Raw genomic sequence first — 21,724 nt, 5'->3', positions numbered from 1 at the left:
AATTATTGTTTTGGGTGATTGACTCGAAAGAGCAAACCTGAATAAACCGGAGATACAAAATGCCTAGAAGACGCGTAATAGGTCAACGTAAAATTCTTCCAGATCCTAAGTTCGGATCGGAACTTCTTGCTAAATTCGTTAACATCGTAATGTTAGACGGCAAGAAATCTACTGCTGAAAAAATTGTTTATGGTGCGCTAGACGTGGCTGCTGAGAAATCAGGCAAGTCGCACCTAGAAATCTTTGAATCTGCACTTGATAACATCCGTCCACAGGTAGAGGTTAAATCTCGCCGTGTTGGTGGTTCAACTTATCAAGTACCAGTTGAAGTACGTCCAGTTCGTCGCAACGCATTAGGTATGCGTTGGTTAGTAGACGCTGCACGTAAGCGTGGCGAAAAATCTATGGGCTTACGTTTAGCTCAAGAAATCGTTGACGCTGCTGATAATAAAGGCACTGCGGTTAAGAAACGTGAAGACGTTCACCGTATGGCTGAAGCGAATAAAGCATTCGCTCATTACCGTTGGTAATCTGTCCTTAACCTTTAAGAGGATCATATGGCACGTACAACTCCACTTGAGCGCTACCGTAATATCGGCATAGTAGCTCACGTAGATGCAGGCAAAACCACCACAACAGAACGTGTTCTGTTCTACACAGGTCTTTCTCATAAGATCGGTGAAGTACATGATGGCGCTGCAACTATGGACTGGATGGAGCAGGAACAAGAGCGTGGTATCACAATCACTTCTGCTGCAACAACGTGTTTTTGGAAAGGGATGGACGCTCAATTTGACGCCCATCGTATCAATATTATTGATACTCCAGGACACGTAGATTTCACTATCGAAGTAGAGCGTTCTTTACGTGTACTTGATGGTGCGGTAGTTGTGCTTTGTGCTTCTTCTGGTGTACAGCCGCAAACTGAAACAGTTTGGCGTCAAGCGAACAAATACGAAGTTCCAAGAATGATCTTCGTAAATAAAATGGATCGCACGGGCGCTGACTTTTTAGCTGTTGTTAGCCAGGTGAAATCTCGTCTTGGAGCAACGCCTGTTCCAATTCAGTTGCCAGTAGGCGCTGAGGACGACTTTAAAGGTGTTATTGACCTTATAAAAATGAAAGTGATTAACTGGAACGAAGCGGACCAGGGGATGACTTTCACATATGAGGCAATACCGGCAGACCTTCTTGAGTCAGCTGAAGAATGGCGCTCTCATTTAGTTGAAAGCGCTGCTGAAGCCTCAGAAGAACTAATGGACAAATACTTAGAAGGTGAAGAGTTAAGTGAAGCAGAAATTAAAAATGCTTTACGTCAACGCACATTGGCCAATGAGATTGTTCCAGTAACTTGTGGAAGCGCATTTAAAAACAAAGGTGTTCAAGCGGTGCTTGACGGCGTTGTAGAATACATGCCTTCACCAGAACAAGTTAAACAAATCCAAGGTATCTTAGAAGATGGTACCGAAGAGGAACGTCCAGCTGATGATAAAGCGCCGTTTGCTGCACTTGCATTTAAAATTGCAACAGACCCGTTTGTTGGCACTTTAACCTTTTTCCGTGTTTACTCTGGTACTGTTAAACAGGGTGACGCGGTATACAACCCAGTTAAAAGTAAGCGTGAGCGACTTGGCCGTATCGTACAGATGCATTCAAACTCTCGTGAAGAGATCAAAGAAGTCTACGCAGGCGACATCGCGGCGGCTATTGGTCTTAAAGACGTTACAACAGGTGAGACACTGTGTGCTCCGAATTCAATTATTACGCTTGAGCGTATGGAATTCCCAGAACCAGTTATTTCTGTTGCGGTTGAGCCTCGCACAATCGCTGACCAGGACAAGATGGGTATCGCGCTAGGTAAACTAGCTGCCGAAGATCCGTCTTTCCGCGTACAAACTGACGAAGAATCAGGCCAGACAATTATTTCTGGTATGGGTGAACTTCACCTAGATATTATCGTCGACCGTATGAAACGTGAATTCAGTGTTGAATGTAACGTTGGTAAGCCGCAGGTTTCATATCGTGAAGCTATTCGTTCAACTGTAGAAGTTGAAGGAAAGTTCATTCGTCAATCAGGTGGTCGTGGTCAATATGGTCACGTTTGGTTGAAGCTTGAACCGATGGATATTTCGGATGATGATTCTCCAATTTACGAATTCGTTAACGAAACCGTAGGTGGATCAGTTCCTAAAGAATACATCCCAGCGGTAGACAAAGGTATCCAAGAGCAAATGTCTCAAGGTGTACTGGCAGGCTATCCTTTACTTGGCGTTAAAGCGACTTTATATGATGGTTCGTTCCATGATGTAGATTCGAATGAAATGGCATTTAAAATTGCAGGTTCATTAGCTATGAGAGACGGTGCGCTTAAAGCAAACCCAGTTCTTTTAGAACCACTAATGAAGGTTGAGGTAATCACTCCTGACTCAAACATGGGTGATGTAGTTGGCGACTTAAACCGTCGTCGCGGCATGATCGAGGGCATGGAAGATGCACTTGGTGGACTTAAGCAAATAAATGCGCAAGTTCCACTTTCTGAAATGTTCGGTTATGCGACTGCTTTACGTTCTGCAACTCAGGGTCGTGCTTCTTACTCTATGGAGTTTTTGAAGTACGCTGAAGCCTCAAAGCAGGTTGCAGATACAATAATTTCAGCTCGCGCTGTAATATGATTTTAGCTTGTCTGGCTCAATAGTGAGTCAGGCTTTAATTTCTTAATTAGGAATTTTTTAAGATGGCAAAAGAAAAGTTTGAACGCGTAAAACCGCACGTAAACGTTGGTACAATCGGCCACGTTGACCACGGTAAAACTACACTAACTGCAGCAATCACTAACGTACTTGCAAAAGTATACGGCGGTGTTGCTAAAGATTTCGCATCAATCGATAACGCTCCAGAAGAGCGCGAGCGTGGTATCACAATCTCAACTTCACACGTTGAGTACGATACACCAACTCGTCACTACGCACACGTAGATTGTCCTGGTCACGCCGATTATGTTAAAAACATGATCACTGGTGCTGCACAAATGGACGGTGCTATCTTAGTAGTAGCTGCGACTGATGGCCCAATGCCACAAACGCGTGAGCACATCCTTCTTTCTCGTCAGGTTGGCGTACCTTACATCATCGTATTCATGAACAAATGTGACATGGTTGATGACGAAGAGCTACTTGAGCTAGTAGAAATGGAAGTTCGTGAGCTTCTTTCTGAGTACGATTTCCCAGGTGACGACTTACCACTAATTCAAGGTTCTGCACTTAAAGCACTTGAAGGCGAGAAGCAATGGGAAGACAAGATTGTAGAGCTTGCAGAAGCACTAGATTCTTACATCCCAGAGCCAGAGCGTGACATCGATAAGCCATTCATCATGCCTATCGAAGACGTTTTCTCAATCCAAGGTCGTGGTACTGTTGTAACTGGTCGTGTTGAAGCCGGTATCATCAACGTGAATGACGAAGTTGAAATCGTTGGTATCAAAGAGACTACTAAGTCTACTTGTACTGGTGTTGAAATGTTCCGTAAGCTTCTTGACGAAGGTCGTGCTGGTGAGAACATTGGTGCACTACTACGTGGTACTAAGCGTGAAGACGTTGAACGTGGTCAAGTACTAGCTAAGCCTGGTTCAATCAACCCACACACTACATTCACTTCAGAAGTATACGTACTTTCTAAAGATGAAGGTGGTCGTCATACTCCATTCTTCAAAGGTTACCGTCCACAGTTCTACTTCCGTACAACTGACGTAACTGGTGACGTACAGTTACCAGAAGGCGTAGAAATGGTAATGCCTGGTGATAACATCAAGATGACGGTAACTCTAATCGCACCAATCGCGATGGATGAAGGTCTTCGTTTTGCTATCCGTGAAGGTGGCCGTACTGTAGGTGCTGGTGTTGTAGCAACTATCGTAGAGTAATAATTAACGTTTTAGTTAATTAATACTAAAAAAACCCGAGCTTAGTCTCGGGTTTTTTAATGCCTGCAATTTACGTCACGTGAAGGTGGCGCTCTTACCTTAGGCGTAGGTGCTTTGTAGCAACGTTCAATGAGTAATAGTTAACGTTTAAGTAAATTAACACTAAAAAAACGAGCCGAGCTTAGTCTCGGGGTTTTTAACGCCTGAAGAAAAGTGATTAGTTTTCAGCTATCAGTTATCTGACCCGGATAGATATGTGATCTTTAGTGCGTTTTAATTAACGAACTTACCTCGATTAAAAGCTCACAAAACTAGCCGCTTGATATGTGTATTTGATAAGGTAGGGTGTCACTTATTAGAGGGGTCTTCATGCTAAATAAACTAATATTTACTGCAAAAGAAGTTAGGGATAACGAGGCACTGGCTGCTAAAAATAGCCATTGTGAGTTATTTACCCTCATGCAGCGCGCTGGGCACGCTGCATTCAACGCTTGGCAAGACTTTAATGCAGAGCATACGTTAGTTGTTGTAGGGCATGGTAATAACGCTGGGGACGCTTATATTACCGCGAGCCTAATTAAGCAAGCGGGTAAGCGAGTAACTTTGTGTGCCGTTAACCCTGAAAAATCACTAACAGGAGATGCTGCAAAAGCGTTTAAGTTATGGCGTGATGAAGGCGGTGAAGTTAATGCTTATACGAGTGAGTTATTAAACCGAAGTGATTTAATTATAGATGCAATGCTAGGTACGGGGATCACAAGCTCGGTTCGCGATAATTTTGCTAAAGTTATTAATGAGATTAACGCCAGTAATAAACCTGTATTGAGTATAGATATACCCTCAGGTATCAGCGCAGATACTGGCCAACCTTTAGGTATTGCTATACAAGCAAGTAAAACAATAACCTTTGTTGGTATTAAGCAGGGGCTAACAACGGCTATAGGTAAACAACATTGCGGGGAGTTAATATTTGACGATCTAAATATTGGACCTGCATTTTTTGAGCTCGCTACTTCAAGCGGCACACTTATAAATATTAAGAGCTTTAAAAAGCTTGGTGCGCGTAACCTAAATAGCCATAAAGGAACTCATGGTAAACTCCTCTGTGTAGGTGGTAATGAGGGGACGGCTGGCGCAATTAGATTATCCAGCGAGGCCGCACTTAGAGCAGGTGCGGCTATGGTAAAAGTGTATACACATTCAAGTTCTGTAGTGCCTGTAAGCATTGGTAGGCCAGAATTAATGGTAACCAGTACTAATCTAAAAGAAGCGCTTGAGTGGGCTAGCTGCGTAGTAATAGGGCCAGGTCTGGGGCAGGATGAATGGGCACAAAAAACCTTTGAGGAGGTTATATATTACTGCCAAACTAATAACATGCCACTGGTTATTGATGCCGATGCGCTAAATTTATTAGCCAAGCAAGCCTCATCGTACACATTAAAGCAATGTGTACTTACACCGCACCCAGGAGAAACATCCAGGCTATTAAGTAAAACTATTGTGGATATTGAGTCAAATAGGTTCGAGAATGCTCGACTGTGTGCTAAGCGCTATAACGCTACTTGCGTATTAAAAGGTGCAGGCACATTAATTGATAATGCTGAGAACTTGTGGGTATGTAAAGACGGTAATCCGGCACTGGCCGTTGGTGGTAGTGGCGATGTACTCACTGGTATTATTGGCGCCTTACTGGCTCAAGGTTTAAATATTGATGAAGCAGCGCGATATGGCGTAACACTGCACGCTAAAGCCGGTGATATCGCCAGTGAGCGAGAAGGGGAGCGAGGTATGCTACCCTCCGATTTATTTAAAATAGTTAGATCCTTAATAAATTAAGCTTTCTATTTTTGTTGAATTAAATCCCACTTATTACCGTATAAATCTTCAAAAACAGCAACAACTCCGTAAGGTTCATTACGGGGTTGTTCATTAAAGACAACACCGTTAGCTAACATGTTTTCATGATCGCGCCAAAAATCGTTAGTATGTAAAAATAACCAAACACGCCCACCGGCTTGGTTACCAATAGCACTTACTTGTTCTGGCTCAGTGGCTTGAGCAAGTAGTATATGCGTACCATTTGACTGCGGCGGTGTAATTAACACCCAACGTTTTCCCTCACCTAAATCAGTATCTTCAACTAATTCAAAGCTCAATTTTTTAGTGTAAAACTCAATGGCTTCATCATAATCTTTTACGATTAAGGCAATACTGCCAATATGCTGTTTTATACCTGACATAAACTACTCCTTTATTGTGTTGCTGCGTATTTTTACATATCAGAGTGTGTTTTGTGTAGGGTTGTATATTGTAGATTATACCTCTTCATCCGCCGGGTCGCCTGAGTCTTCCTTACGTTTTCTTTGTTCTTGCTTCGCCTTTTGAACATTTTCGTAGGTAGGTGGCGGAATTGGCATCAGGGAAATAAGCGGAAAAAACGCTAAAAACAAATATGCCCCTGTCGACATACTTTTACCCCAAGTAATCATTTTTAACAAAAGGCACACTATTAAAAGCAGCAATGCAGATATTAGGGTTGCAAGCACTGCGATGAAAGTAATTCCATTACTATTAAGTATGTCCATGATGTGGTTTTTTAATTTATACGTTATTACTATTTGGGGGTAAATTGAACAATAACAATAAAAAAGTACTAAAAAGTAAAAACCCAGCCGAAGCTGGGTTTTATATAAGCAAGGTGCTTAAACGGTGATGATTACATCATGCCGCCCATTCCACCCATTCCGACCATGCCACCCATATCAGAGGCACCAGCAGCTTCTTCTTTAGGGATTTCAGCAACCATTGCTTCAGTTGTGATCATTAGACCCGCAATAGACCCTGCAAATTGTAGTGCAGAGCGCGTTACTTTAGTTGGATCTAGGATACCCATTTCAATCATGTCATTGTATTCGCCAGTTGCTGCGTTGTAACCGTAGTTACCTTCGCCGCCTTTAACTGCGTTAATAACAACAGATGCTTCGTCACCCGCGTTAGTTACGATTTGACGAAGAGGTGCTTCCATCGCACGAAGGGCAACTTTAACACCGTGGTTTTGATCTTCGTTATCGCCAAGTAGTTCAACTAGCTTGCTAGCTGCACGTACAAGAGCAACACCGCCACCCGGTACTACGCCTTCTTCAACCGCTGCACGAGTTGCATGTAATGCATCTTCAACACGGTCTTTTTTCTCTTTCATTTCAATTTCAGTTGCTGCGCCTACTTTAATTACTGCAACACCGCCGGCAAGTTTAGCCATACGCTCTTGTAGTTTTTCTTTATCGTAGTCTGATGTTGCTTCTTCAATTTGTGCTTTAATTTGAGAAACTCGACCGGTAATGCCTTCTTCTTCGCCAGCACCATCGATGATAGTTGTATCGTCTTTAGTGATAACAACGCGCTTAGCTGTACCTAGGTCTTCAACTGTTGCTTTTTCAAGCTCAAGGCCAATTTCTTCAGAAATAACAGTACCGCCAGTTAATACGGCGATATCTTGTAACATCGCTTTACGACGGTCGCCAAAACCAGGAGCTTTAACCGCTGATACCTTAACAATGCCGCGCATGTTGTTAACTACAAGCGTTGCAAGTGCTTCGCCTTCAAGATCTTCAGCAATGATTAATAGTGGCTTGCTTGCTTTAGCAACGGCTTCTAATGTAGGTAGTAGCTCACGAATGTTAGATACTTTTTTATCTACAAGTAGAATAAATGGGTTATCTAATTCAACTGCGCCTTTTTCAGCGTTGTTAATGAAGTAAGGAGATAGGTAACCACGGTCAAACTGCATGCCTTCTACAACATCTAGTTCGTTCTCTAGTGATTGACCTTCTTCAACAGTAATAACACCTGTATTACGGCCTACTTTTTCCATTGCTTCTGCAATGATGTCGCCAATTTCTTTATCAGAGTTAGCTGAAATAGTACCTACTTGAGCAATAGCTTTAGTATCAGCACAAGGAACAGAAAGCGCCTTAAGCTCTGCAACAGCAGCAATGATTGCTTTGTCAATACCGCGCTTAAGGTCCATTGGGTTCATGCCTGCAGCAACTGCTTTAAGGCCTTCATTAACAATAGATTGTGCAAGTACTGTAGCGGTAGTTGTACCATCGCCTGCTGCATCATTTGCTTTAGATGCAACTTCTTTAACCATTTGCGCGCCCATGTTTTCAAACTTGTCTTCAAGTTCGATTTCTTTTGCTACAGATACACCATCTTTAGTGATCACTGGAGAGCCAAACGATTTGTCTAGTACAACGTTACGGCCTTTCGGACCTAATGTAACTTTAACTGCGTTTGCTAGGATGTTTACGCCAGTTAGCATTTTAGCGCGTGCGTCACCTGCAAAAAGTACTTCTTTAGCTGCCATGTTTTAAATTCCTCTAAATTCTTAAATGTGTGTTAAACGAAAAGTAGGCTTAGCCTACAATGCCTAAAATGTTGTCTTCACGCATGATCAGGTACTCTTGACCTTCGATCTTTTCAGTTTTCTCAACATATGAGCCAAATAACACAGTGTCACCGGCTTTTACTTCTAAAGCTCTAACGTCACCGTTATCTAAAATACGACCATTACCTACGGCTACTACTTCTCCGCGAGTTGATTTTTCAGCTGCAGAGCCAGTTAATACAATACCGCCAGCAGATTTTGTTTCTTCTTCTAGACGTTTAACGATTACGCGATCTTGTAAAGGACGAATGTTCATGTTTTTTAGTTCTCCTAACAGTTTCTGAACAGTACAGAAAAAAGCTTTTCTAATTTGCATTCATTAATGGGGGTAGAGTAAAAAATTCCAAGAGAAAAAATGATAAATTTTTAATCTTTTCGTTCAAACTCACCATCAATGGTTGTTGGTTGTTCGGTTTGTTGCTGGTCACGCATTGAGTGCGGTTGTTGAGCGTATGGGGAAGGACCTTGTTGCATACCTGCACTCATTCTCACAGTTGCCTGACTTGCAAGGCCTGCAGCTAATTTATTACGAATTGCAGGGGTTAATAAAAGTAAACCAAAAACGTCAGTCATGATGCCTGGCGTTAACAATAGTACACCGGCAATAATAACGCATATTCCCGTGAATAATTCTTTAGCAGGCATCTGGCCTTGCGCCATTTGCGTTTGCGCATTTTGAAGTGCGCCCATACCTTGTTGTTTCACCATCTTAGCGCCTACAATTGCGGTAATAACCACTAGTGCAATAGTCGCTACACCCCCTATTACATCGCTTACTTGAATTAACAAGGCGATTTCGATAATAGGAATGATAATAAACAACACAAATAAAAATCTAAACATAATGCTCTCTAAATAAGGTACTCGTAAGAGTTGATGAAATATAAGTGAGGGTTAATAGGTCTCTTTTCAAGGTTAATGCGTAGGTAGTGTCATTTAACTGGATTTCTACACATTGGCTTACCTATCAGATACTATGAAGCTAGACATCGTTCAACAAGTAAAGGTTCATAATGAATACACAATTTAAATTAATTTTTACTACCTGTAAAAACGAGGCTGAAGCACGCATGCTTGGTAAAGCTTTGGTAGAAAAAAAGCTGGCCGCGTGTGTCAATATTTTACCAGCAATGTCTTCTATTTATATGTGGGAGGGTGAGGTAAAAGAAATGACAGAAGTTAAAATGCTAGTTAAAACCAAAACAGAGAAAATGAACGATGTGTTTTTAACTATAAAAGCGATGCATAGCTACGAAGTACCTGAAATACAAGTTATTGACATAACAACCGGAAACTTGGCCTATTTTAACTGGATGGATGAGGTATTACATTAATGCGCTTTTTGTTTTTGCTATTAGTGACATTATTAACAGCCCCTGCAAAGGCTACATCAAATAATGTGCTTAATGATTTATTAGCGCCCACGCAGCAAACCTTTTTACCCGTAACACAAGCGTTTGAGTTTGACTTTGATCAGCAAGGTCGCACCTTGTTTATAGGGTGGGATATTGCGCCAGGTTACTATTTATATAAGCAAAAAATAGAGATACTCGCTAAAGATGCCAGCATTGATGTAGGAAGCTTAGGTGATGGCGAGATTATCGAAGATGAGTTTTTTGGTAAAACAGAGGTGTTTTTTCAAAGCGTTAGTATCATCAGTAAGCTGAGTGACGTAAATGAAGGCGCCGTAGTCAAAGTGCGTTATCAAGGCTGTGCTGAGGCTGGACTCTGTTACCCGCCTGAAGTTATCACTATTCCATTGAGTGTGATTGCAGGCGAGCAATCGCAAAATGCAACACCGTCTAATGCTGCAAGCGCATTAACCGAATCAACATTGCAACCGGATGCTGCTATCACTAAAAAAGATCTTTCTTTTACTGAGCAACTGGCAAGTCAAAGTTTAGCTATTAACTTATTAGTATTTTTTGCAGTGGGTGTGGGGCTTGCTTTTACACCATGTGTGTTCCCGATGTTTCCTATTTTGTCGAGCTTAATTGCTGGGCAACAAAATTTATCAACTAAAAAAGCCTTTGCACTTTCGTTCGTATACATACAAGGCATGGCGGTAACTTATGCGGCATTAGGGCTAGTTGTTGCAGCATTAGGTGGACAAGTACAAGGGTATTTACAGCACCCCTATGTACTTATTAGCTTTAGCTTATTATTTGTATTACTGGCTATGTCGATGTTTGGTTGGTACGAAATAAAACTCCCTAGCAGTGTGATGAATAAACTCACGCAGGTAAGTAATAATCAAAAAGGTGGCAACTATGTTGGTGTATTTTTGATGGGTGTATTGTCCGGTTTAATTGCATCACCTTGTACTACGGCGCCGCTATCAGCCGCTTTATTATACGTTGCGCAAAGTGGTGATTACTTAGTGGGCGGGCTAACGTTGTATGTATTGAGTTTAGGTATGGGGTTACCTTTATTATTGCTTGGTACATCGGGTGGTAAATTGCTACCTAAAGCAGGCGGTTGGATGGAGCAAGTTAAAACCTTATTTGGCTTTGTAATGTTGGTCGTTCCGCTAATATTGTTAGAGCGTTTGATTAGCGCCAACATTATATTACTTATGGCAGGTATATTGGCGTTAGCTGCTGCTTTGTACTTACACCATTGGCAAAGTAATCAGCAGCAAAGTAAATTAAAAACAGCTTTATGGTTTGCAGCCATGTTGTTGGTATTTACTGGATTTAGTTTAGCTAAAGACTATTTTTGGCCTGTACAAGTCCAAGTAAACGCACAAAAAAACGAGTTTAAACACGTTGCCAATTTAGCCGAATTAAAAGTCGCGGTCGATGATGCCAATAAACAAGGTCGACTTGTTATGGTCGATTTATACGCCGATTGGTGTGTTGCGTGTAAAGAGTTTGAACATTACACTTTTCCCGATGAAAATGTGCAAAAGGAGTTTAGTCATTATCAGTTAATTCAAATCGATTTAACTGAAAGTGATAGTAAAACTATTGAGCTAATGGAAGAGTATGACGTGTTCGGATTACCTAGTATTTTGTTTTTTAACACTCAAGGGCAAGAGCTAAGCACGTTGCGAGTGACAGGCTTTTTAAATGCTGAGGATTTTGCTAAACACCTTGCTACAGTGCGTGCCAGCGCACAATAATAGTGCAATAAAGCCACTTAAATTTACTAAGTGGCTTTGTTATTTATACCTTTCAAAATGTACCTTAAATAGTGATTGGACCAGTATTTTGCTGTTATTTACGTCGAAATCACTATAATACTCAGCTAACGTGAGAAAATGTTGCAATTTAGCTTTTTTATGCTTAGTTTAAAGTTAAAAAATAGCTGGCAATGGCTTAACTCATTACTTAGAGGGTATATCGCGTATTATGGCTGCAAAATTAAAGATTTTAGTTGTTAATGGTCCAAATTTAAACATGCTAGGAAAGCGCGAACCAGAAAAATACGGTACGCAAACACTTAGCGAGATTATGAGCGAACTAACAAATACCGCTAATAGTCTGAATGTTGAACTTACGCACTTTCAAAGTAATGGTGAGCAAGCGCTCATAGAACGAATTCATAATGCTTGGCAAGCGGTTGATTGTATCATTATTAACCCCGCAGCATTTACGCATACAAGCGTTGCATTACGTGATGCATTGTTAAGTGTTGATATTCCGTTTTATGAGGTGCACTTGAGCAATGTGCACGCACGTGAAGCTTTTCGCCATCATTCTTATTTTTCAGATGTGGCACAAGGCGTTATATGTGGATTAGGTGCAATGGGTTACCACGCAGCATTAAATGCAGCGGTTAACCGGTCGCAAAACGCAATTTAATTTAAAAATTAACACACTAACAAACTAACAGGCGGGTCGTGTAATGGATATTCGCAAGATAAAAAAACTTATCGAATTAGTAGAAGAATCGGGCATTGCGGAACTAGAAATCACTGAAGGTGAAGAGTCGGTACGCATAAACCGTAACAACATGAGTGCGGGTCCAGCTTACCCACAATTTGCACCACAACAATATGCACCAGCTCCTGCACAGCAAGCGTCAGCCCCTGCAGCCCCTGTAGCAGTTGAAGCAGAAGCTGCGCCTGCTGCACCAACGGGTCATCAAGTTAAATCACCTATGGTTGGTTCATTTTACTCAGCATCTTCTCCAGAGGCACCTGCTTACGTAGAAGTAGGCTCTAAAGTTAATGTAGGCGATACACTGTGTATCATTGAAGCCATGAAAATGATGAACCAAATTGAAGCTGATAAAGCGGGTACTGTACGCGCAATTTTAGCTGAAAATGGCGAGCCAATTGAATTTGACCAACCTCTATTCATCATTGACTAATAGCATAACGTAAAAGGCCAACTCTAATGTTAGATAAAGTAGTCATAGCAAACCGAGGTGAAATAGCACTTCGTATATTGCGCGCCTGCAAAGAGCTTGGGATCAAAACGGTTGCTGTTCATTCGACGGCGGATCGCGATCTTAAGCATGTATTGCTTGCAGATGAAACCATCTGTATTGGTAAGCCATCAGCAACAGATAGTTATTTAGATATACCGCGCATTATTGCTGCGGCTGAAATAACTGATGCGGTAGCGATTCACCCAGGTTATGGTTTTCTTGCAGAAAACGCAGATTTTGCAGACCAAGTTGAGCAAAGTGGTTTTGTATTTATTGGTCCAAAAGGCGACACAATTCGTCTAATGGGCGATAAAGTATCTGCTATTTCCGCAATGCGTAAAGCTGGCGTTCCATGTGTACCGGGTTCTGATGGTCCTGTAACAGACGATAACGAACGCAACATGCAAATTGCTAAGCGCATTGGTTATCCGGTTATTATTAAAGCAGCTGGCGGCGGCGGTGGTCGTGGTATGCGTGTAGTACGCAATGAATCTGAATTAGTAAATTCAATTTCACTAACGCAGCAAGAAGCTAAACAGTTTTTTGGTAACGGTATGGTTTACATGGAGAAATACCTTGAAAACCCACGTCATATCGAAGTGCAAGTATTAGCCGACGGACAAGGTAATGCAGTTCATTTAGGTGAACGCGATTGTTCAATGCAGCGCCGTCATCAAAAGGTAGTTGAAGAGGCTCCTGCTCCAGGCATAACAGCTGAAACACGTAAGTTTATTGGTGAGCGTTGTACACGTGCGTGTATTGAAATTGGTTACCGTGGCGCGGGGACGTTTGAGTTTTTATACGAAAACGGCGAGTTTTACTTCATTGAAATGAATACCCGTATTCAGGTTGAGCATCCAGTAACAGAAATGGTTACGGGTATTGACTTAATCAAAGAACAGCTAAAAATAGCAGCGGGTCAGCCATTATCGTTCACGCAAGACGACGTCGTTATTCGTGGCCATGCGATTGAGTGTAGAATTAATGCTGAAGACCCTGAAACGTTTATCCCGTCACCGGGTAAAATTACACGTTTTCATCCCGCTGGTGGGTTAGGTATTCGTTGGGACAGCCATATTTATGCTGACTACACTGTACCACCTCACTACGATTCAATGGTTGGCAAGCTAATTACTTACGGTGAAAACCGTGATGTGGCTATTGCCCGTGCACGTAATGCACTAAACGAATTAGTAATTGATGGAATTAAAACTAATACTCCTTTGCATAAGCGTATTCTTGCAGATGAGAATTTCCAAAATGGTGGAACTAATATCCACTACCTTGAGAAAAAGTTAGGGTTGTAATCTTCCTAAATTAAAAAAACCGGCTTAGGCCGGTTTTTTTATGCCTGAAACTTCAATTTATCGCCATAAATAAATAATCTGGTATGATTAGCTAATATGCGCTTTTAAGTTAATTTTGAGGTAATAATGACCCGTAGTTTTGAATCTCACTTAAATGATGAACTTGCAACTGTTGCAATGGGTAAGCAAGTAGCAGCAGTTATTGAGCAAGGTGCTGTGATTTATTTACATGGTGATTTAGGCGCTGGTAAAACAACGTTTACACGTGGTGTAGTGCAAGGCTTTGGTCATACAGGTAAAGTTAAGAGTCCAACGTATACGCTGGTCGAACCCTATGAGCTTGACCGTGCAAACGTGTATCACTTTGACTTGTATCGCTTAGGTGATCCAGAAGAACTTGAATTTATGGGTATACGCGATTATTTTTCACCGCAGGCTATTTGTGTTGTTGAGTGGCCAGAAAAGGGCGGAGAGTTTATCCCTGTACCCGATTTAGATATAACGCTAAGCTATGTAGGTGACGAGCGTAAAATTGTGTTCAAAAGTACCAGTGAACGTGGTGCAGCAATTGTCGATAAACTAAAAAACATATAATAAAATAGTGAAGGCAGTAATTATCAAATGAATCGAGGCGCAATTAAACTCTCAGTTTTTCTTATGATTTTCATCATGAGCTTTTCTTTGTGGGCACAAAACACAATAAATAGTGTGCGTGTGTGGCCATCTCCAGATAGTACACGCGTTGTATTTGATTTAGACGATAAACCCGATTTTAGTTATTTTATGCTAAAAAACCCAAGCCGCTTAGTAGTTGACTTAGAAAACACCAAAGAGCTTATAGTACTACCCGGTGTGCCACCTAAGCACCAAATTGTTAGCAAATTACGTTACTCAAAGCCCAAAAATAAGCAAAGCGTTCGTTTAGTATTTGAGCTAAGCGCACCCGTAAAACCAGTGCTATTTGCGCTTGCGCCTACTGGGCCATACAAAAATAGGCTTGTGGTTGATTTATATAATAAAAGTGAACCAGAACCAGTGGCTTCACCTGCACAAAAAGCGGCAAAAAAACGTCAACTTAGCCAAGAACGCGATATTGTAATTGCTATCGATGCAGGGCATGGCGGTGAGGACCCTGGCTCAATAGGGCCATCAGGCACGTATGAAAAAACGGTCACGTTGCAAATAGCTAAGCGCCTTGAGCGAATGATAGACGCTGAGCGAGGCATGATTTCGCGTATGGTACGAAGTGGTGATTACTTTGTAAAACTTAATACGAGAACAAACAGAGCACGAGAGAAAAAAGCCGACTTTTTTGTGTCTATTCACGCAGATGCATTTACAAGCCCTGGTCCCAATGGTGCATCGGTATGGGTGCTGTCATTACGAAGAGCTAATTCTGAAATAGGTAAATGGATAGAGGATAAAGAAAAGCATTCCGAGTTGCTCGGTGGTGCAGCCGATGTAATGAAAGATGCGGCTAACGAAAAATACTTAGCGCAGGCATTACTTGATATGTCGATGGATCATTCAATGAAAACCGGCTTAAACGTTGCTGAAGAAGTAGTTAAAGAGCTACGAAAAGTTGCAAAGCTTCATAAAAAAGACCCGCAACATGCTAGCCTTGCGGTTCTTAAGTCGCCAGATATTCCCTCTATTTTGGTCGAAACGGGGTTTATATCTAACCCGCGAGAAGAAAAATTATTGAAAAGTGCAAATCATCAAGAGCGTTTAGCCAAGGCTATGTTCACTTCAATTAAAAATTACTATTTGAAAAACCCACCAGATGATTCGCTGTTTGCAAAATTAAAGTCGCAATACCCTACAAAACATAAAGTACGTCCGGGTGAATCTTTAAGTATGTTGGCAAGCCGTTATGGGATCAGCATAAGTAAAATAAAAAAAGTAAATAAACTAAATTCAAACACGCTTTTTATTGGTCAAGAGCTCGACATACCACAAAGTTAATTACATAAATCTGCACGCAGTTTGCTAGGAAATATCATGAATATTGAAATACTACCTGCCCGTTTAGCCAACCAGATTGCCGCAGGTGAAGTGGTTGAGCGTCCAGCGTCGGTAGTAAAAGAGCTTGTTGAAAATAGCCTAGATGCTGGCGCTACTCGTATTCAAATAGAGATAGAGCGTGGTGGCCATAAGCTTATTCGTATTCGTGATAATGGCTCGGGTATAGGTAAAGAAGAGCTCACACTTGCGCTTTCTCGCCATGCGACAAGTAAGTTAAAGTCGCTTGATGATTTAGAAAATATTTGTTCACTAGGTTTTAGGGGCGAGGCATTAGCTTCAATTAGCTCAGTATCGCGATTAACCCTCAGCTCCAAACCAAAGACTCAAGACGCTGCTTGGCAAGCATTTGCAGAAGGCCGTGATATGGCTGTGCAAGTTAAGCCGGTTGCTCACCCTGATGGCACCACCATTGAGGTTAAAGATCTATTTTTTAATACCCCTGCACGGCGCAAATTTTTACGTACCGAAAAAACAGAGTTTACCCATATTGATGAGCTCATTAAGCGTATAGCGCTTAGCCGGTTTGATGTATCGATTACGCTGACTCATAACGAAAAAGTAGTTAGGCAATACCGCGCAAAAACAGATCCCGCTCACGCCATAACTCGCGTTGCACAAGTTGCGGGTAAGGCGTTTGCAGAGCAAGGACTTCATATTCAATCTGGGGAAGCAGGCCTTCAACTGCATGGCTGGGTTTTACCGGTAGGCTCTGTAAATACAACGCAGTACACGTATGTAAATAATCGTATGATGCGCGATAAGCTCATTTTACACGCTATTCGTCAGGCATTTGAAGAAGTTAGTGGGGTACAAGAGCTACCAGGGTTTGTAATTTATATTGATATTGACCCACGCCAAGTTGATGTAAATGTACACCCAGCAAAGCATGAAGTACGTTTTCATCAAGGTCGCTTAGTACATGACTTTATTTTACAAGCTATCAAGCAAGTTGTTGTGCCATTGCAAGGTGAGTTTAACAATGAAGCGGTAACGACAGCTGATGATCATTTACCTGCATTTACTCATGCCATGCATCCGTCGACATCTAAAAATGAGACTAGCGACGGTTACGATTATCCTAAATCTCAGTTACAACCAAATTACTCAGGTAGTTCAAGTTCAACTGGTGCAAAAAGTAGTGGTGGTGAATACAGAGCATCATCAAGTGCAAACCATCAAGACGTGAATGCGTTTTATCAGGGAGTGAGTGAACAACATGCTGCTCACTTTGATGTCGTGGCGCAAACCACTCAGCAAGATTCATCAGTACCTGATCAAAGTGCTGTGAGTATGGTGTCTATTATTAGTTTGCATGATGGAAACTGTGTCTTTAGTGCGCAGCAGGAGCTATTTTGCTCACATTTTAAATACGCCATAGTTGATGATTGGCATGAGCAAATTAAAGAGCAAGGTAGCCTTGAAGGTAAAGCATTGTTATTACCTGTCAGGGTTAATTTATCAAAAGAAGACTGTTTGCTAATCGAAGGGCAGCAATCGTGGTTCACGCTGCTTGGCTTTGAATTGGTGATAGAGAAGCAGTTTGTTATGGTTAAAAAGCTGCCTTCATGTTTGTATTTACTTGATGTAAGTAATGCTGTTAACGAGTTACTAAGCGCGTGTAAAAGGCAGTTTGAGAACATAGAAGATTGGTTAAAATGGCAGGCCGAATGTATACCGCCGCGCTTTTATGCTAGCAACGTATTTATAACTCAACAAATGCGCTTACAAAATAATCCGCAAACTATTGAACGCTTGCGTGAAAAAGCAGTTAAAATAGAGCTAAGTCAGTATTTAGCGCAATTAAATTAGGGTGTTCGTGTTGAGTCAATTACCAGTTATATTTTTAATGGGTCCCACTGCTGCAGGTAAAACAGCATTGGCTATTTCTTTGTGCGAGCATTTAAATACAGAGATAATCAGCGTCGATTCAGCATTAGTGTATAAAGGTATGGACATTGGCACTGCGAAACCTGATTCAGAAGAATTGGCTCGCGCTCCACATCATCTTATTGATCTGCTTGACCCGAGTGAAACGTATTCAGTTGCAGATTTTAGACGTGATGCAATAAAAAAAATTGATGAATTTCATCAACAAGGTAAAGTACCTGTATTAGTTGGAGGTACAATGCTGTACTTCAAGGCACTTATTGACGGTTTATCGCCTCTGCCTGAGGCAGACCCAGCTATAAGGGCTCAACTTGAAGCAGAGGCTAGTGAGTTTGGCTGGCCACACTTGTATCAAGAACTCGTAAAAATAGATCCACAAGCGGCACAAAAAATGAGTGAAAACGACTCGCAAAGAATTAACCGTGCGCTGGAGGTATATCGATTAACCGGTAAAACAATGACTGAACTGCAAAAGCAAAAGCAGCCACCTTTACCGTATACTTTTCATCAATTTGCCATCGCGCCGCAAGAGCGAAGTGAATTACATCAACGAATTGAAGAAAGGTTTAAAATAATGATAGATCAGGGGTTTGAAAATGAAGTTTCGGCCTTATATCTACGTAAAGATTTACATCACAATATGCCTTCTATTCGTTGTGTGGGCTATAGACAGATGTGGGATTACCTTGCGGGTGAAGTAAGTCATGATGAAATGGTGTTTCGAGGTATCGCAGCAACCCGGCAATTGGCTAAACGTCAATTAACTTGGTTGAGAAGTTGGCCTGATGTTACTTGGTTAACAACCGGCGATGAAGAAAACTTGCATCATGTAGTAAGTTCGCTAAGCTAGTAGTAGTTGGATATGATTTAGCTTTATTAAATGAGTTCAGCCACTTAATTATAATAACACCTAGAACGAAGGAAGAATAACATGGCAAAAGGCCAATCGTTACAAGACCCATTTTTGAATGCACTACGTCGTGAGCGCATTCCGGTATCAATCTTTTTGGTTAATGGCATAAAATTACAAGGTAAAATCCAGTCATTTGATCAATTTGTTATTTTACTTGAAAACACGGTAAATCAAATGGTTTACAAACACGCAATTTCAACAGTTGTACCTGCTCGCGCAGTCAACTTCCAAGGTGTTCAAGGGAGCGATGACACTGAAGAACCAGAAGCTGGAAACTTTTAATTAGGAGCGTAATGCTTGTTTGACCGCTATGAATCCGGCGAACAGGCAATTTTAGTTCATATCGACTTACCTAAAGAAGGGGATCGTGAAGATCTTCATGAATTAGAGATGTTGGTATCTTCTGCTGGTGTTAGTAGTTTGGCGGTTGTGCAAGGCAGCCGTCAAGCACCACATCCGAAACTATTCGTCGGTACCGGTAAAGCAGAAGAAATAGCTGAGATTGTCAAAATCCACAATGCAGATGTCGTTATTTTTAATCATCAACTCAGACCGTCACAAGAACGCAACTTAGAGCGCGTTTGTCAGTGCCGTGTGCTTGATAGAACGACCCTTATTCTTGATATTTTTGCCCAACGTGCACGTACCCATGAGGGTAAATTGCAGGTTGAATTGGCACAACTTCGTCATATGTCTACTCGGCTGATCCGAGGTTGGACTCACCTTGAGCGTCAAAAGGGTGGTATTGGTTTACGTGGGCCTGGTGAAACTCAATTAGAGACCGATAGGCGTTTACTGCGCGTACGTATTCAAAGTATTCGTGCACGACTACAAAAAGTGGCAGTCCAGCGTGAGCAGGGTAGACGCGCGCGTAACCGTAATGAAATTCCAACGGTGTCATTAGTGGGTTACACTAATGCGGGTAAATCTACATTATTTAATCGTATTACAGATTCTGAGGTCTATGCTGCCGATCAGCTTTTTGCGACGCTTGACCCAACACTGCGTAAACTGGAGTTGGGTGATGTTGGCCAAGTGATTTTAGCCGATACCGTGGGTTTTATCCGTCATTTGCCTCACGATTTAGTGGCTGCATTTAAAGCAACATTGACCGAAACACGTGAAGCCGATTTGCAGTTACACGTAATTGATGCTGCTGATTCGCGGATTAAAGAAAATATTGAACAAGTGCAATCGGTGCTTAAAGAAATTGAAGCCGATGACGTTCCACAGCTATTAATTTATAATAAAATTGATGCGCTTGATAATGTTGCTCCGCGTATTGATCGAGATAGTGAAGGTCAACCTATAAGAGTATGGTTGTCTGCACAAACGGGTGAAGGGTGTGAATTACTAAGCGAAGCCATTAGCGAATTGCTTGCTAAAAAAATGTTTAGTGAAACGCTTTTATTAACCCCATTATACGGGCGTTTAAGGGCTTCACTTTTTAGCTTAAATGCGGTGCATGAAGAGCGATTTGATGAACAAGGCAATTGGCTACTAGATGTAAGAATGCCAATGGTTGAATGGAATCGCTTAATTAAAGAATTTGGTCCTGAAATTGTTGGTTTTATCAACCAAGATTAAAAATTGACGTTTAAATGTCGGTTTTTGTATGAGAAACGCAGTAGATTTGATAGATTTAACACAATTTCCTAATTTATTTAGATAACAATGGAGTATAGCTATGGCCTGGAATGAACCGGGTAATAATGGCAATGACAAAGATCCGTGGAACAATAAAGGCGGACGTGATCAAGGCCCACCTGATTTAGACGAGGTGTTCCGTAAGTTTAGTAACAAGTTCGGCGGCTTATTTGGCGGTAAAAAATCCGGCAATGGAAGCGGTGGCGGACTTGGCGGAGCCGGTATTTCATTTATCCTCATTATCGCCGCTATTGTGTGGGCGTTAAGTGGTATTTATACGGTTAAAGAAGCCGAACGTGGTGTTGTTTTGCAGTTTGGTAAATATGACCGAATTGCTGAACCAGGCCTGCGTTGGAAAATGACGTTTATTGAAACGGTTATCCCAGTTGATATCGAAGCCGTTCGTTCACTGTCGGCGTCTGGCTTTATGCTTACTGAAGATGAAAACGTGGTAAGTGTTGAGTTTCAGGTGCAATACCGTGTTATTGACCCATACCTTTATAAGTTTAGCGTAACAAATGCTGATAGCAGTTTAGAAGAAGCGCTAGACAGTGCACTGCGTTATGTTGTGGGTCATGCAAAAATGGACCAAGTTTTAACGAACGGCCGTGAAGAAGTGCGTCAAAACACATGGGATGAGCTTAACAAGGTAATCGAACCATACAATCTTGGTTTAATTGTTACTGATGTTAACTTTAAAGATTCTCGCCCACCTACTGAAGTTAAAGATGCGTTTGATGATGCGATTGCAGCACAAGAAGATGAAGAGCGTTTCATCCGTGAAGCAGAAGCGTATGCGCGTGAAATTGAACCGCGTGCACGTGGTCAAGTAACACGTATGACACAAGAAGCTGAAGGTTACCAAGAGCGTATTACACTGGAAGCGCAAGGTGAGGTTGCTCGTTTTGAAAAGCTATTACCTGAGTATTTAGCGGCTAAAGAAGTAACGCGTGAACGTTTATACATTGATGCAATGGAAGAAGTGTTAGGTAGCAGTTCTAAGGTGTTGGTTGATGTGAAGGGTGGTAATAACATGATGTACTTACCTCTTGATAAAATCATGGAAAAGCAAGGCACTGCAACACGTGTTGCGTTACCAAGCTCAAGTGACATTCAAGACTTAAGAAACAAAGTAAATACATCACGTAACAGCACCGTTAATAGCAGCAACGACCGCTTTAACAACGATCGCTTTAACTAGG

21 protein-coding genes are annotated in these 21,724 nt (G+C 41.6%); 16 read left to right on the top strand and 5 right to left on the bottom strand.

The window, feature by feature from the left end; translation table 11 throughout:
* Window positions 1-59 precede the first annotated feature (59 nt).
* The 4 genes from rpsG (at window position 60) to MTP24_RS14595 (ending at window position 5,755) form a co-directional block, all read left to right on the top strand.
* Window positions 60-530, top strand: coding sequence for a 30S ribosomal protein S7 (rpsG, locus tag MTP24_RS14610; RefSeq protein ID WP_004588211.1), 471 nt, complete (start codon window positions 60-62; stop codon window positions 528-530).
* 27 nt (window positions 531-557) lie between these two features.
* Window positions 558-2,672, top strand: a complete 2,115-nt coding sequence (gene fusA / locus MTP24_RS14605; protein WP_006791258.1) for an elongation factor G — start codon at window positions 558-560, stop codon at window positions 2,670-2,672.
* 62 nt (window positions 2,673-2,734) lie between these two features.
* Window positions 2,735-3,919, top strand: coding sequence for an elongation factor Tu (tuf, locus tag MTP24_RS14600; protein WP_006791257.1), 1,185 nt, complete (start codon window positions 2,735-2,737; stop codon window positions 3,917-3,919).
* A gap of 369 nt (window positions 3,920-4,288) precedes the next feature.
* Window positions 4,289-5,755, top strand: coding sequence for an NAD(P)H-hydrate dehydratase (locus MTP24_RS14595; RefSeq protein WP_243531902.1), 1,467 nt, complete (start codon window positions 4,289-4,291; stop codon window positions 5,753-5,755).
* A gap of 5 nt (window positions 5,756-5,760) precedes the next feature.
* Here the strand turns inward: MTP24_RS14595 and MTP24_RS14590 are convergent, their stop codons facing one another.
* From MTP24_RS14590 to MTP24_RS14570, 5 genes are all read right to left on the bottom strand, one after another.
* Window positions 5,761-6,159 (bottom strand): VOC family protein, encoded by a 399-nt coding sequence (locus MTP24_RS14590; RefSeq protein ID WP_243531901.1) that lies wholly within the window; start codon window positions 6,157-6,159, stop codon window positions 5,761-5,763.
* A 75-nt stretch (window positions 6,160-6,234) separates the two neighbouring features.
* Window positions 6,235-6,387: a hypothetical protein gene (locus MTP24_RS14585; RefSeq protein ID WP_243531899.1), complete on the bottom strand. Its 153-nt coding sequence runs from the start codon at window positions 6,385-6,387 to the stop codon at window positions 6,235-6,237.
* Window positions 6,388-6,635: 248 nt separating this feature from the next.
* The gene (gene groL, locus MTP24_RS14580; protein ID WP_243531897.1) at window positions 6,636-8,285 is read right to left on the bottom strand and encodes a chaperonin GroEL; all 1,650 of its coding nucleotides are present in this window, start codon (window positions 8,283-8,285) and stop codon (window positions 6,636-6,638) included.
* 49 nt (window positions 8,286-8,334) lie between these two features.
* Window positions 8,335-8,622 carry a co-chaperone GroES gene (locus MTP24_RS14575; RefSeq protein ID WP_006791252.1) on the bottom strand — a complete coding sequence of 96 codons (288 nt, stop codon included), beginning with the start codon at window positions 8,620-8,622 and terminating at the stop codon, window positions 8,335-8,337.
* Window positions 8,623-8,732: 110 nt separating this feature from the next.
* Entirely contained in the window at window positions 8,733-9,209 is a 477-nt protein-coding gene (locus MTP24_RS14570; protein ID WP_243531895.1) for an FxsA family protein, read from the bottom strand.
* A gap of 170 nt (window positions 9,210-9,379) precedes the next feature.
* Between MTP24_RS14570 and cutA the strand changes: the two genes are divergently transcribed.
* From cutA to hflK, 12 genes are all read left to right on the top strand, one after another.
* The gene (cutA, locus tag MTP24_RS14565; RefSeq protein WP_006791250.1) at window positions 9,380-9,700 is read left to right on the top strand and encodes a divalent-cation tolerance protein CutA; all 321 of its coding nucleotides are present in this window, start codon (window positions 9,380-9,382) and stop codon (window positions 9,698-9,700) included.
* Window positions 9,700-11,490 (top strand): protein-disulfide reductase DsbD, encoded by a 1,791-nt coding sequence (locus tag MTP24_RS14560; RefSeq protein WP_243531893.1) that lies wholly within the window; start codon window positions 9,700-9,702, stop codon window positions 11,488-11,490. The genes cutA and MTP24_RS14560 overlap by 1 nt, the downstream gene beginning before the upstream one ends.
* A gap of 229 nt (window positions 11,491-11,719) precedes the next feature.
* Window positions 11,720-12,172, top strand: coding sequence for a type II 3-dehydroquinate dehydratase (aroQ, locus tag MTP24_RS14555; protein WP_006791248.1), 453 nt, complete (start codon window positions 11,720-11,722; stop codon window positions 12,170-12,172).
* Between the two features lie 43 nt (window positions 12,173-12,215).
* Complete coding sequence (gene accB / locus MTP24_RS14550) at window positions 12,216-12,683, top strand: acetyl-CoA carboxylase biotin carboxyl carrier protein (RefSeq protein WP_006791247.1); 468 nt, start codon at window positions 12,216-12,218, stop codon at window positions 12,681-12,683.
* Between the two features lie 26 nt (window positions 12,684-12,709).
* Window positions 12,710-14,050, top strand: coding sequence for an acetyl-CoA carboxylase biotin carboxylase subunit (gene accC, locus MTP24_RS14545; RefSeq protein WP_243531890.1), 1,341 nt, complete (start codon window positions 12,710-12,712; stop codon window positions 14,048-14,050).
* 126 nt (window positions 14,051-14,176) lie between these two features.
* Window positions 14,177-14,644 (top strand): tRNA (adenosine(37)-N6)-threonylcarbamoyltransferase complex ATPase subunit type 1 TsaE, encoded by a 468-nt coding sequence (gene tsaE, locus MTP24_RS14540; RefSeq protein WP_243531887.1) that lies wholly within the window; start codon window positions 14,177-14,179, stop codon window positions 14,642-14,644.
* Between the two features lie 27 nt (window positions 14,645-14,671).
* Window positions 14,672-16,015, top strand: a complete 1,344-nt coding sequence (locus MTP24_RS14535) for an N-acetylmuramoyl-L-alanine amidase (RefSeq protein ID WP_243531883.1) — start codon at window positions 14,672-14,674, stop codon at window positions 16,013-16,015.
* A gap of 36 nt (window positions 16,016-16,051) precedes the next feature.
* Window positions 16,052-17,884, top strand: a complete 1,833-nt coding sequence (gene mutL, locus MTP24_RS14530; RefSeq protein WP_243531882.1) for a DNA mismatch repair endonuclease MutL — start codon at window positions 16,052-16,054, stop codon at window positions 17,882-17,884.
* A 10-nt stretch (window positions 17,885-17,894) separates the two neighbouring features.
* The gene (gene miaA, locus MTP24_RS14525) at window positions 17,895-18,812 is read left to right on the top strand and encodes a tRNA (adenosine(37)-N6)-dimethylallyltransferase MiaA (protein WP_008128382.1); all 918 of its coding nucleotides are present in this window, start codon (window positions 17,895-17,897) and stop codon (window positions 18,810-18,812) included.
* 81 nt (window positions 18,813-18,893) lie between these two features.
* Complete coding sequence (gene hfq / locus MTP24_RS14520; protein ID WP_006791241.1) at window positions 18,894-19,157, top strand: RNA chaperone Hfq; 264 nt, start codon at window positions 18,894-18,896, stop codon at window positions 19,155-19,157.
* Between the two features lie 15 nt (window positions 19,158-19,172).
* Entirely contained in the window at window positions 19,173-20,462 is a 1,290-nt protein-coding gene (gene hflX, locus MTP24_RS14515; protein ID WP_008128385.1) for a ribosome rescue GTPase HflX, read from the top strand.
* Between the two features lie 100 nt (window positions 20,463-20,562).
* A complete protein-coding gene (hflK, locus tag MTP24_RS14510) occupies window positions 20,563-21,723 on the top strand; it encodes an FtsH protease activity modulator HflK (protein ID WP_006791239.1) in 1,161 nt (386 codons plus the stop codon).
* Window position 21,724: the final 1 nt, after the last annotated feature.

The sequence above is a fragment of the Pseudoalteromonas sp. APM04 genome (genome assembly GCF_022809815.1).
Taxonomy (GTDB): domain Bacteria; phylum Pseudomonadota; class Gammaproteobacteria; order Enterobacterales; family Alteromonadaceae; genus Pseudoalteromonas; species Pseudoalteromonas marina.
Note: the sequence above shows the minus strand (reverse complement) of the source record. Positions and strands in the feature narration are given on the sequence as shown.

Bases quoted from the DNA above. Each gene is read 5' to 3' on its own strand.
- rpsG (WP_004588211.1), top strand. From the start codon at position 60: ATGCCTAGAAGACGCGTAATAGGTCAACGTAAAATTCTTCCAGATCCT.
- fusA (WP_006791258.1), top strand. From the start codon at position 558: ATGGCACGTACAACTCCACTTGAGCGCTACCGTAATATCGGCATAGTA.
- tuf (WP_006791257.1), top strand. From the start codon at position 2,735: ATGGCAAAAGAAAAGTTTGAACGCGTAAAACCGCACGTAAACGTTGGT.
- MTP24_RS14595 (WP_243531902.1), top strand. From the start codon at position 4,289: ATGCTAAATAAACTAATATTTACTGCAAAAGAAGTTAGGGATAACGAG.
- MTP24_RS14590 (WP_243531901.1), bottom strand. From the start codon at position 6,159: ATGTCAGGTATAAAACAGCATATTGGCAGTATTGCCTTAATCGTAAAA.
- MTP24_RS14585 (WP_243531899.1), bottom strand. From the start codon at position 6,387: ATGTCGACAGGGGCATATTTGTTTTTAGCGTTTTTTCCGCTTATTTCC.
- groL (WP_243531897.1), bottom strand. From the start codon at position 8,285: ATGGCAGCTAAAGAAGTACTTTTTGCAGGTGACGCACGCGCTAAAATG.
- MTP24_RS14575 (WP_006791252.1), bottom strand. From the start codon at position 8,622: ATGAACATTCGTCCTTTACAAGATCGCGTAATCGTTAAACGTCTAGAA.
- MTP24_RS14570 (WP_243531895.1), bottom strand. From the start codon at position 9,209: ATGTTTAGATTTTTATTTGTGTTGTTTATTATCATTCCTATTATCGAA.
- cutA (WP_006791250.1), top strand. From the start codon at position 9,380: ATGAATACACAATTTAAATTAATTTTTACTACCTGTAAAAACGAGGCT.
- MTP24_RS14560 (WP_243531893.1), top strand. From the start codon at position 9,700: ATGCGCTTTTTGTTTTTGCTATTAGTGACATTATTAACAGCCCCTGCA.
- aroQ (WP_006791248.1), top strand. From the start codon at position 11,720: ATGGCTGCAAAATTAAAGATTTTAGTTGTTAATGGTCCAAATTTAAAC.
- accB (WP_006791247.1), top strand. From the start codon at position 12,216: ATGGATATTCGCAAGATAAAAAAACTTATCGAATTAGTAGAAGAATCG.
- accC (WP_243531890.1), top strand. From the start codon at position 12,710: ATGTTAGATAAAGTAGTCATAGCAAACCGAGGTGAAATAGCACTTCGT.
- tsaE (WP_243531887.1), top strand. From the start codon at position 14,177: ATGACCCGTAGTTTTGAATCTCACTTAAATGATGAACTTGCAACTGTT.
- MTP24_RS14535 (WP_243531883.1), top strand. From the start codon at position 14,672: ATGAATCGAGGCGCAATTAAACTCTCAGTTTTTCTTATGATTTTCATC.
- mutL (WP_243531882.1), top strand. From the start codon at position 16,052: ATGAATATTGAAATACTACCTGCCCGTTTAGCCAACCAGATTGCCGCA.
- hfq (WP_006791241.1), top strand. From the start codon at position 18,894: ATGGCAAAAGGCCAATCGTTACAAGACCCATTTTTGAATGCACTACGT.
- hflK (WP_006791239.1), top strand. From the start codon at position 20,563: ATGGCCTGGAATGAACCGGGTAATAATGGCAATGACAAAGATCCGTGG.